The sequence below is a fragment of the Bacillus sp. NPDC057893 genome, from assembly GCF_042796455.1.
Taxonomy (GTDB): domain Bacteria; phylum Bacillota; class Bacilli; order Bacillales; family Bacillaceae_G; genus Bacillus_A.
The window spans coordinates 47,421-59,399 of the sequence record NZ_JBHVNG010000005.1; the positions used below are offsets into that span (position 1 = coordinate 47,421).

12 protein-coding genes are annotated in these 11,979 nt (G+C 33.7%); 2 read left to right on the forward strand and 10 right to left on the reverse strand.

Going from position 1 to position 11,979, the window contains the following annotated elements; translation table 11 throughout:
• From mvaB to ACFVQC_RS21480, 10 genes are all read right to left on the reverse strand, one after another.
• Positions 1-912 (reverse strand): hydroxymethylglutaryl-CoA lyase, encoded by a 912-nt coding sequence (gene mvaB / locus ACFVQC_RS21435; protein WP_219302307.1) that lies wholly within the window; start codon positions 910-912, stop codon positions 1-3.
• Positions 913-933: 21 nt separating this feature from the next.
• Positions 934-1,149, reverse strand: coding sequence for an acetyl-CoA carboxylase biotin carboxyl carrier protein subunit (locus ACFVQC_RS21440; RefSeq protein WP_001985297.1), 216 nt, complete (start codon positions 1,147-1,149; stop codon positions 934-936).
• Positions 1,150-1,175: 26 nt separating this feature from the next.
• Positions 1,176-2,513, reverse strand: coding sequence for an acetyl-CoA carboxylase biotin carboxylase subunit (locus ACFVQC_RS21445; protein WP_377899210.1), 1,338 nt, complete (start codon positions 2,511-2,513; stop codon positions 1,176-1,178).
• Positions 2,514-2,528: 15 nt separating this feature from the next.
• Positions 2,529-3,674, reverse strand: coding sequence for an acyl-CoA dehydrogenase (locus tag ACFVQC_RS21450; protein ID WP_377899212.1), 1,146 nt, complete (start codon positions 3,672-3,674; stop codon positions 2,529-2,531).
• 216 nt (positions 3,675-3,890) lie between these two features.
• Positions 3,891-4,859 carry a YbgA family protein gene (locus tag ACFVQC_RS21455; RefSeq protein WP_088099107.1) on the reverse strand — a complete coding sequence of 323 codons (969 nt, stop codon included), beginning with the start codon at positions 4,857-4,859 and terminating at the stop codon, positions 3,891-3,893.
• A gap of 4 nt (positions 4,860-4,863) precedes the next feature.
• A complete protein-coding gene (locus tag ACFVQC_RS21460) occupies positions 4,864-5,517 on the reverse strand; it encodes a TetR/AcrR family transcriptional regulator (RefSeq protein ID WP_377899213.1) in 654 nt (217 codons plus the stop codon).
• A gap of 24 nt (positions 5,518-5,541) precedes the next feature.
• Positions 5,542-6,561, reverse strand: coding sequence for an ABC transporter permease (locus ACFVQC_RS21465; protein WP_377899214.1), 1,020 nt, complete (start codon positions 6,559-6,561; stop codon positions 5,542-5,544).
• The gene (locus tag ACFVQC_RS21470) at positions 6,558-7,283 is read right to left on the reverse strand and encodes an ABC transporter ATP-binding protein (protein ID WP_377899215.1); all 726 of its coding nucleotides are present in this window, start codon (positions 7,281-7,283) and stop codon (positions 6,558-6,560) included. Before ACFVQC_RS21470 ends, ACFVQC_RS21465 begins: the two co-directional genes overlap by 4 nt.
• A gap of 187 nt (positions 7,284-7,470) precedes the next feature.
• Positions 7,471-7,722: a hypothetical protein gene (locus ACFVQC_RS21475; RefSeq protein WP_002017002.1), complete on the reverse strand. Its 252-nt coding sequence runs from the start codon at positions 7,720-7,722 to the stop codon at positions 7,471-7,473.
• Positions 7,723-7,938: 216 nt separating this feature from the next.
• Positions 7,939-8,781, reverse strand: a complete 843-nt coding sequence (locus ACFVQC_RS21480; RefSeq protein ID WP_377899217.1) for a metallophosphoesterase — start codon at positions 8,779-8,781, stop codon at positions 7,939-7,941.
• 643 nt (positions 8,782-9,424) lie between these two features.
• Between ACFVQC_RS21480 and ACFVQC_RS21485 the strand changes: the two genes are divergently transcribed.
• Together ACFVQC_RS21485 and ACFVQC_RS21490 are read left to right on the forward strand one after the other, a co-directional pair.
• The gene (locus ACFVQC_RS21485) at positions 9,425-9,994 is read left to right on the forward strand and encodes a methyltransferase (protein WP_377899219.1); all 570 of its coding nucleotides are present in this window, start codon (positions 9,425-9,427) and stop codon (positions 9,992-9,994) included.
• A gap of 421 nt (positions 9,995-10,415) precedes the next feature.
• Positions 10,416-11,831, forward strand: a complete 1,416-nt coding sequence (locus tag ACFVQC_RS21490) for a phosphatidylinositol-specific phospholipase C (RefSeq protein ID WP_377899220.1) — start codon at positions 10,416-10,418, stop codon at positions 11,829-11,831.
• Positions 11,832-11,979: the final 148 nt, after the last annotated feature.

Below are 11,979 nucleotides of genomic sequence, written 5' to 3' on the forward strand. Positions count from 1 at the left end.
TCACCTACTTATCGTTTTATGTTGAAGCGCTCTATACACATGACTCGGTAATTGGATATTTAACTTACTTTGAATAAATTGACTAGCCCTCAATAACTTTTCTTCGTCTATATTTGTTTGGACACCCAGCTTATGGAGCATATGTACTAAGTCATCAGTAGCAACATTACCCGATGCTCCTGGTGCATAAGGACATCCTCCAAGTCCACCACAAGAACTATCAAACGTTGTAATACCATATTCTAAAGACTTAACTACATTTGCTAGTGCCATTCCATACGTATTATGAAAATGCATTGCAAACTGCGAAGCATCATACTTCTTTAATAAATGTTCTAACACTTGCTCTACTTGTAACGGATTCGCTACACCAATCGTGTCACCAAGAGAGATTTCATAAATGCCGTATGAAAATAGTTGATTACATATTTCGTCAACTGCTGTGGCACTTATATCTCCTTCATAAGGACAGCCAAATACAGTAGAAACATAGCCCCTTACCTTTTTACCTTCGAATGTTGCTTGTTTTGTTATATCTTCAATTACAGCTAATGCTTCTTTAATTGATTTATTAATATTACTTTTATTATGAGATTCACTTGCTGATAAAAAAACATTCACCTCATCTACATTTTGCAAAAAAGCTCGTTCCAAACCATTTTGATTCGGAACAAGCGCCGCATATGTAACATTTGGATCCCTTTTTAGCTCAGAAAATACATCACTTGCATCTGCTAATGCAGGAACCCATTTAGGGTGAACGAATGAGGAAACTTCAACGTACGACAATCCCGCTTCTGTAAGTAGTTGAATCCATTTTACTTTATCTTTTGTGCCAACAATCTTTTTTTCATTCTGTAAGCCATCACGCGGCCCGACTTCTTTAATGACAGCAAAATTAGGTAGTTTCAATTCGCTTCCCCCTATATCTCCCTATTCAATTTCTAGTAATACATCTCCTTCATTTACAAAATCGCCTTCTTGTACGTTAATTTTCATAACAGTTCCGGCTTCTTCTGAAACGATTGGAATTTCCATTTTCATAGATTCCAAAATGACGACATCCTGCTCTTCCTCTACTGTGTCTCCTACTCCTACAACAATCTTCCAAACATTTCCTGCCATCGATGCATATACTTTCGTCATCATTTTTTCCCCCTTAGTAATGTTAAATCTTATTTTTTAACAAGTTGTTTCGTTACAAAACCGGTTGTATAAATACCACTTTTGAATACATCATCTTCCAATACTTGCAGTAGCATTGGCGTATTTGTTTTAATACCTTCTACTTTTAATTCTTCTAAAGCATCATGTAATTTCGAAATTGCCTCTTCACGAGTCACACCATGAGCAATAACTTTTGCAATCATTGGATCATAGAAAGGTGTGATCGTTACATTTTTTTCCAAAAAGTGATCGATACGTGCACTTTTTGGTAACGTTAAATCTGTAATTTTCCCAGGTGATGGGAAAAAAGTTTTCGGATCTTCTGCATAAATACGAGCCTCGATGGCATGACCACTACGTTTTACATCATCTTGTGTAAATGATAGCTTCTCACCATATGCGATAAGTAGTTGTTGTTCAACTAGGTCTAACCCAGTAATTTCTTCTGTAACTGGATGTTCTACTTGTAATCTCGTATTCATTTCTAAGAAATAAAAGTTCTTTTGATCATCTACAAGAAACTCAACTGTACCAGCATTTGTATAACCAAGAGCTTTAGCAGCTTGTACAGCAACTTCTCCCATAGCTTTTCGTGTACCTTCATCTAAAAATGGTGAAGGTGCTTCTTCAATTACTTTTTGATTTCGGCGCTGCACTGAACATTCGCGTTCCCATAAATACACTGTATTACCATGTGTATCTGCTAAAAGCTGAATTTCAATATGGTGTGCATCTGCTATATAGCGCTCTAGGTACATTTCTCCATTACCGAAGAAATTTTGTGCTCTTGTTTTGTTACTTTCAAATGCTTTGGTGAGCGTTTGCTCAGTTTCCATCAACTGCATTCCAATGCCTCCGCCGCCCGCGGATGCCTTAAGCATTAATGGATAACCAATTTGTTTTGCAATTTCAATTGCTTCTTCAGCAGTTTCTATATTTGTAGTAATGCCCGGAACTACTGGTACATCTGCTGCTTGCATTGCTATACGTGACTCAATTTTACTTCCCATCTTAGTAATGATTTCTTCTGAAGGACCGATAAATACGATTCCTTCTTCTTTACAGCGAATCGGAAAAGATGGATTCTCTGATAATAATCCATACCCCGGATGGATTGCTTCAGCATTTGTCTTCTTAGCTATTTCAATAATTTTTTCAAGGTTTAAATAGCTTTCTTGGACACGTGGACCGCCTACTAAGTAAGCTTCATTTGCCAATTTTACATGAAGGGCATTTTCATCAGCCTCAGAATAAATAGCAACGGTACGAATGCCAAGCTTTTGACAAGTTTTCATAATGCGAACTGCGATTTCCCCGCGATTAGCAATTAATATTTTTTGAAACATAGTGACTCCTCCTTTTTATCTACATCCTAAATGTCTTGCAATTACGAGACGTTGAATTTCAGAAGTTCCTTCACCAATTTCTAAAAGTTTTGCATCACGAATATATCGTTCAACTTCATATTCACGCATATAGCCATATCCACCATGAATTTGTACTGCATGATTTGCTATACGACTTGCAGCTTCAGATGCAAACAATTTTGCCATAGCCGCTTCTTTACCGAAAGGTTTATCGTTATCTTTTAGCCAAGCTGCCTTATGTACTAAATTACGCGCTAACTCTACTTCAGTCGCCATATCCGCTAATTTAAATTGAATCGCTTGGAAATTAGAAATTGCTTTTCCAAATTGTTGACGTTCTTTCGCATATTGCAATGCACGTTCAAATGCAGATTGTGCAATACCTACTGCTAATGCTGCGATTGAAATACGTCCTCCATCAAGTGTATATAAGAATTGTTTAAATCCTTTATTTACATCACCAAGAATATTTTCTTTCGGTACACGCACACCATCAAGTACGATTTCACAAGTATTAGAAGCGCGAACACCCATCTTATCGTAAGGACTTGAGATCGTTAATCCTTCACTAGTAGTCGGTACGATAAATGCAGAAATACGTTTTTTACCATTGTCTTCAACACCGTTGATAGCGGTTACAATAATTGTATTTGCATACTCTGCGTTTGTAATCCAGCACTTTTCACCACTAATTACATACTCATCGCCATCTAATATCGCTTTCGTTTGTGTGCCCCCTGCATCAGATCCAGCGTTTGGCTCTGTTAATCCGAAAGCACCCAATGTTTTCCCTGACGCCATTGGAACTAAATATTTTTGTTTTTGTTCTTCTGTACCGAAATAATAAATTGGAGACGCACCTAATGAAATTGTTGCAGCATAGCTTAAACCAGTACCACCACAAGCACGACCAATTTCTTCAACTGCTAATGCGTACGATACAGTATCGCCACCTGAACCTCCATACTCTTCCGGGAATGGGATGCCTAATAATCCTAGTTCGCCCATTTTTTGAAATGTTTCATATGGAAATTCCGCAGTTTTGTCATAATATACAGCTTTCGGTGCGATTTCCTTTTCAGCAAAGTCACGTACCATTTCTTTAATCATTTGTTTTTCGCGAGTTAGAGTAAATTCCATTCCGCTACACACCCCTTATCGAATATTGAGTTTCGACAGCGTGCGAGTTTCTACTACAAACATTACTTCTTAAAAGATACAAAAATTAGTTGGACAATTGCTATAATTCTGTCATAACTTAATTTTAAAACAGATTCTGTACCAATGCACAAAAAAATTCCTACATTGTTCTACAACAACATAGGAGTTTTCGTGTCGAATTATGTAAATTATTGTTTAATAATCTCTACCTTTTCCCGAATCAGAAATTTCTACTAACCCTTCAGGGTATGGCTCAAAATATGTTTGTCTTAATAAATACTTTTCATCAAATCGAATGGCCCATGATTTTAAAATTGTAAGCAAACTACTAAGTGGTATTTTCTTTTCTGCATATTTTTGTATCAGTTCTAGAAAATGATCTTTTTCTTGTTTTTTTAGCTTTGTTTTAAAATATCCGAAAATGTGCTCACATACATTTACATTCGATGTATAGCGAGGCGCGCGCATAAATAATTCATATAAAGTCTTCTCATAGTTATCAAATACGACTTCAATTGTTTCATTTTTTTGATTTGCAATAATACGCCCTAATTCTTTTTGTTTCACCTGATTATATGCCATAAATAAATACTTATAATCTGATTGAAACGCTACGAGTTCTTTTATGTTTTTAGTATGTTTAATCATTTTGTAATGCGCGATTGTAAACAATCTTGTAAAGAAATGCTCTCTAATAATAAAATTCGACAATCTACCTTCTTCTTCAATTGGAAGATGCGAAAATTTTTTTATTACTGCTCCGCCAAATAATCCAGTTCCTTTTCCTTTTACTGGACCTTTTTCAAAACCAGAATAGATTTTCACATCACGAGTTCCACAACTTGGCGAACGATTCTTCAAAATAAAACCGTCAACTTCAGGTAATGTTTGTAAAAATGCATTTGAAAATTCATTCATTTTTTCAGTTACATCTTCTCGTATTGACGGCTGTACAAGCCTATTCGCACCATTTTTTTCTACAATACGTATCGTTTCACGAGGAGTCCCTAAACCAATTTCTACTTCAGGACATACAGGTATAAATGTAACAAATGGCTGCAAGTTTCGAATTGTTAAATCTGGAACCATCTCTCCATTATAACGACAGGCATCAAATTCTAAACATTTACTTACAACAATTATCGGTTTAGCAAATTGTCGCATCACATTACCTCCGTGGCGTTAGTCCATACAATATAAATTGAATCGTATTTTCAATTTCCACTTCATCGTCCCATTTCTCTTCCGGCAATAATAAAAACCTCGTTAAGAGCAACCCTAATACAGCTGATAAAGTAAGACGTAATACGGAAGATGGCGGAAGTTCAATAATTTCCCCTTCTTCTTGAAACTTTGCAATCAGCTTTTTAAAATGTACAAGCAGTTCTGTTTCTATTAATTGTTGTATTTCACTTTTTAGTTCCGGCTGAAATGGTACTTCTTGAATTAATATTTTTATCATTGGAAAGTGCTTTTTAGCAAATTCAAATCTATTTTGAATTATTACTCTTAAAAGCACTTCATACGATTCATACTCTGTTTTAAATATTTCTTTTGCAAAGGCTTGTACGAAAAATGGTGCAGCAAACTTTGTTAAGGTCGGCATCACGACTGCAAACAATAAATCTTTTTTCGTTTTATAGTAGCGGAAGATTGTTCCTTCCGCTACACCAGCTCGCTTTGCAATTTCACTCGTTGAAGTTGAGGCGTACCCTTTTTCTCCAAACATATCAACAGCTGCCTCTAATATACGCATTTGACGTTCATTACGTTTATCAGTATTCGTTGCGGCAACTAATTCTTCCATCCAATCCTTCTTCATTTATTGTGCTCCTTTTTATCATCATTATATTTTGCGATGTTTCTTTAATGCAAATACATTTCCTACTGCAAATAATAGTGAAAAAAGTAGTAATACAGTAAGATCTAATGCAATCTCTGTAAACCCTTGATTCCGAATCATTACTTGTCTCATAGCGTCAGCACCATATGTGAGTGGAAATAATTTACCTAACATTTGTAACCATGTATTCATGGATTCCATTGGAAACAACCCAGAAAAGAATACTTGTGGCACGATAACAAGCGGTATAAATTGAATCATTTGAAATTCATTATTTGCGTATGCCGATAAAAATGTGCCTAATGTTAGTGCAGTTAAAGAAAGCATACATGTTATAAGTAGCGTTAGCCATATTGAGCCAGCTACATATAAATCTAAAATATAAACTGAAAAACTTACAATTATAATAGATTGTATAAATGCAAAGATTCCAAACCCAATAATATATCCTACAACTATTTCCCATCTTCTCACTGGTGTGGACAATAATCTCTCTAATGTACCACTTAAACGTTCTCTTACAAAAGATACTCCGGACAATATAAATACAAAGAAAAATGTAAAGAAACCAATTAATACGGGACCAAGCCCATCAAACATCGTAATGTCTTTAGAGCCATGTAAATAATCCACTTCAGGCTTCATCATTGATACATTATTCTTCTCTGTACTCTTTTGCAATACTTGAAGTACCGCGCGGTTTTTTGATGAATCACTGCCTTCTAATAGAAGAATCATTTTTCCATTTTCTAAATGAATTACTGCATCTACCTTTTGCTTTTCTAATTCCGAAATTGCTTTCTCTTTACTATATTCGTAAATTGATGCTTCTTGATTCTTCATAGCCTTTACTATAGGAGCAGGCACATCTACTACAGCAATATGCGGTATATAGTCTTTTTGTGTAAATACTAGCGACAATAACCAAAGTAATAACATTGGTGCCCCAAACATCATTGCTAACGAACGCTTATCTCGAAAAAATTGACGAATGATACGGATAACTACACCATTAACTCTCATGATCCAATCACTCCTTCTAACATAAAGACATCTTCAATTCGCCCGGATGACGTTTGTTTTTTCAATTCCTCCGGTGTGCCAATCGCAACTAAATTCCCTTCTCTAATTAGCCCTAGACGTTCGCAAAACTCAGCTTCATCCATAATGTGCGTCGTTACAATAATAGTAGTGCCTTTCTTTTTAAGATCATAAAACTTCTCCCAAATCGATTTTCGAAGAAGAGGATCTATCCCAACTGTTGGCTCATCTAAAATTAATATTTCTGGCTCATGAAGGAGTGCTATCGCTAATGATAAACGCTTTTTCATTCCACCTGAAAAGTGCTGTACTTGCTTTTTCATATGCTCTGATAATTGTACAAGTTCAAAAACTTCTTCGATTCTCTCTTTCTTACGCTTACCTTTTAACCCATACATCGTTGCAATAAAATCTGCATTTTCATATGCCGATAGTTCTTCATATAATGCATCAGCCTGAGCCATATAACCAATTCTTTTCATTTCATTTAAATTAGGCATGTTTGTATTAAAAACAATTACATCCCCTGTAGTTGACTCATTAATACCTGCAATCATTTTAATGAGTGTTGTTTTCCCTGACCCGGAAGGTCCAACCAATCCAAAAATTTCTGCTTTTTCTATTTGCAACGACAGGTTATGCAAAACTTCTTTTTTTCCAAATTTTTTTGATACATCTCGTAAAATAATTGAAGATTGTTGCACTAAAAATCCCCCTTTTCTTTAAAATGAGTGAGTACTCACTTTTATTTTACTCTTGCGTAATTATATGTCAAACTTCATTGATTAGTATTTATTTTCCATCAACAATATTAAACAATGAAACAGAGTCGACATTAGAATATTTTTTCTTAAAGTCGACTCTGTTTCATTGTAAATTATTCGATTTTTGTTATGTTTTTAAATTTAAATACCTTCTAATTCTAGCAACATCTAATGAATATTCGATAACTATTTGCTGTATTGGTAATATAACCGTTTCCGGATATAAATGTGCATATTGTAACGTTTCTGCATACTTTTCCAACCGTTTTTCTAAATACTTTACAATTTGCTCAGGATGACTTACTAATAAAGACGTACTATAATAATGAATTTGCTCCTCAATCGCCGTATATTCTTCAATTTCAAATTCTTTATGCATCTGTACACCCCTTTATATTTTTAATATTGCTTAATAATAACTATTTTAACTCGACTAATTTTTAAGTTTTTTGATTATTTACACTATAACAAACTCAATAGGTCAAATTTTGTTACTTTATGTAACGTTGAAAAATTTTAACAAAATTGTAATGGAAACTTGTACTGAAGAAAAACTCCCTTTAAATTATTCCCCTGAACAAAAAAGCCGTACAGATTAATTTAACTGCACGACTACAATCTCAGGTCTATTAAAAACTCTTTGCGGAATGATACTATTGCCTAATCCTCTACTAACTATCATAGACGTATTTTGTTGTTCATATAAACCCGCTGTATATTTGGGCTGTATTCCTTGATTAGGAGCAACTAATCCCCCGATAAAAGGTAACCGAACTTGTCCCCCATGTGCATGACCCGATGAAACTAAATCTACTTTCTCCTCAGCATACTCTTCTAGAAATTCAGTCCTATGGGATAATAATACATTATACCTATCTGGCTGCGTTTCAATTTTTGCTTTTACAATTGCATCTTTTACAATACTTCCTTCATCAATATCTCCAGTATTAAATTCCGGATCATCAATTCCTAACAAGTTTATTTCGTGTCCTCCCTTTTGTATTATTACATGCTCATTTCTTAAAACCGTAACATGGTGTTTCTTTAATTCTTTTTCTAAACTGTTATATTTTCCCGACCACTTTTCATGATTTCCTGTCACAAAATATATAGGATACTCTTTTACAAGTTCTCGTATTACTTGCATACTAATTTCTGCATCGTACGATTTACTATCTATTAAATCACCAGTAATAACAATGATGTCAGGATTCGAATTTTTCACTTTTTTGATTAATACGTCCTGATTATCACCAAATTTTTTATTATGTAAATCTGAAATTTGTAGTATTTTATATCCTTTAAAAGAAGAGGGAATTTTACTAGAGGTTATTTTAACCTCAGTTATACTTATTAAATTGTTTTGTAAATATAAAAAGATACTAATGCCTACTAATATACCAATAATTAATATGATTCTTTTAGTCTTCTTGTTCATATTTCCTCCTAAAATCTTGATCAGTACTGCAATTCACAATAAATATTACGTGCCCTTCGCATTCAGAATAACTGAAATTTTTTAATTGATTTGTAGTATTTGTTATAGTTTTATACGCCACTAATAAAATTTTTCAATCTCATTCGTATTAGCTCATTCGCTATAAAGTGGAGCTTTGATATCCTAGTTGTCGTGCATGAGTGTATGATGTCATACTCATTTTTTAGTGAATTTATAGCGAATCACTGGAAGCTCTTCATCATATTATTATTTATCTTACTTAGTTTGATAACGATATAACGATAATTCCTATAGTTTTTTATAAAAAATTGTGTACTTTTCTTGAATTATATACGACATTTGCTTGCAAATATATTATTACCACTCCGATTTTAATTTGTTTAAAACGTACATAGAGAGAATTGAAACACTAAATTGCCTTATGAAAAGGTATTACTGTACTATTTGTTAGAAAATTGAAAAAACATGTGTAGATAGATATCATTGTAAATGAATATATAATTAATTTTGATTTTCTGACATAATTCTTAACCTAGTTTTTGCGTGCATTATGAAATAAAATATTGCCCCATGTCAGTCTTTAAAAAATTATATATCATAACTTTAAGGGAGGAAGAAAACTATGAAGATGAAAAGAAAAATCATGATGACGACAGCACTTGCAGCTACATTAGCTACAGGTGCACTACCGACTACATCGGTGTTTGCTGCAGAAAAAGAGGCTCCTATCCAACAAAAAGAGGCACAAATGAGTATTCAACCATTCGCACAAAATAATTTGGAAACAGCGGTTAACGCTGCCTTAAATGGTCCAGAAGTTAAAAAAATTAAAGTATTTGAGCATGAATTTAATGTAAAACCAATTGAAGTAGTAAATTTAGGTGGCGGTAAAACATATGTTAAGGGACAAATTTCTCATCATTTAAGTTTTCGTCCAGATGATCAATTTTATTATGAGTTTACAGTGCAAGATGGAAGGGTAATAGATAAGCCTGTATTTAATATTGATAGAGGTGGTTGGACACCATTTGCTGCTCCACTTTTATCAATTCTTGCTGCGTATAATGGGATTCCAGTTAATCCAAATGATTTAAATGCACTTGGTCAGCAGATTGGGAAAGTTATAGATGGCAGCTGGGAACATGCAGCCCAATCTATCGCAACTGTAGTTAGTTTAAGTTTTAATGAATAGAATTTTTAAATTTTTATTAGCATTGTAGAGATCCACTTTTCCTAAGTAGCCTTGTTATAAGAAATTCTGAAACAGCTATTAATAGATTTTTACCATTCAGTCACATTATCTTGATTTGTTAACCAGCTTATCATTCATTATATGTCACAAAATAGAAGTCTTTTTTAAGGCTTCTGTTTTGTTTGTATACAGTACAGCGGAAAATTTGTTTTTTACCTATCTATGCTTCAATTCTTTAAGAATCCGTTTGACTATTAAATACAATTTATTACAACAAACTATTAAAATCTCAAATAACTTCCTACCCTATTTTGCTTTTTTCAAACACAAAAATTCATTACTTTAAGAATGAAAACAATAGATGTAGTAAAAAATCATCTTGTTTTATTATATCTATTGTTTAAAAGTCAGGAGAGATAAAATGAACAAAATAAAAATGAGGAATTTTTTTAAAATTAGTATCCTTACTTGTTTCACACTAGCAAGTTTAAGTACACCATCTACTATTTTTGCTGATAGTCATCCAGGTTATTCCTATGAATCCAATATAGGCTATCAAAACCCAGCATGGATGTCGAAAGTAGCAGATTCAACAAAATTGAGTGAAATATCTATTCCAGGGACTCACGGTACAATGGCTTTACATGGAGCAAGTTTTCTTGATGAAAATTTGACAAGAAATCAAACTATGAGTCTACCACAACAATTAAATTCCGGAATTCGATATGTAGATATGCGTGTTAAACGTGTAAAAGATTCTTTTGCAATGTACCATGGGATTGTAAATCAAAAAGCAATGTTTGAAGATGTATTAAAAGAGGCAATTCAATTTTTAAAAGATCATCCTACAGAAACAATTTTAATGCGCTTAAAAGAAGAAACTACTCCTGAAAGTGGCTCACTATCATTCGAGGAAATACTTAATAAATACAAAGACCTTAATTCTTCCTATTTTTGGGATCCGAGTTCTGTACCAACTTCAAAAAGAAATAATCCTACTCTAGGAGACATCCGAGGGAAAATTGTCATCTTACAAAACTTTACAGCCTCTCAGCAATATGGTATTAATTACGATAGCTTAAATATACAAGATACATTTGAAATTGAAAACGGACCAGACGGAATGTATGAAAAATGGAATGCGGTGAAAACCCACCTTCAAAATGCAAATAATAATTTTAACAATGATAAAATCTATCTTAACCATTTTAGTGGCACAGGTGGTGCTGCTGCATTATTAAATAATGTTTATCCTTGGTTTGTTGCAAGTGGTAAAGAGAGCAGAAATACTGATAGTAACCCCAAGATGATTCAAAAAGCTACAACTAATGCGTGGGAAGATTTCCCTCGTGATATAAATGGTCAAGTATTTTATGGTGGAATGAATACACTTGGAACTGAGTTCTTACAACAAGGTGGAATGAAACATACTGGTATCATTGCAGCTGATTTTCCTGGACCAGGTTTAATTGATAGTATCATTAAATTAAATGGTATACATTCGAATGAAAAAGAAATATTAATTTCGCAGATTTCATCCGAATCTAGTCCTTTATCCGGACAAAAAAACCGATCCAGTCAAAACTTTAAAATTGATAGTTTACCTGTAGGTACCAAGGAATTAAAATGGATTATTGAGCCTTCAGAAAAAGATCATCCTTCTACTATTTCTTTCAATGTAATGATTGATGTTTCCCTAGGTACAGATTCTATTCGTTGGAAAAATATTTCACATGGATCTAGGACTGAAGCTTACACGAATACTAAATATTATATTGCAAGTCCCATTGGTGCGACTAGCAAATTTACAGTGAAAATATACGCTATTACAAATTAGAAAATAAAAAATCCCAATGGAATTCCTTTTTGATGGAATACCATTGGGATTCTTTAATGATTTCATTTCGTATGTATTGGGATGGAGATTAAAAATTGCACCCCTGTTCCGGTATTGCACATAGAATAAGTGATAACTACCCTTTTCC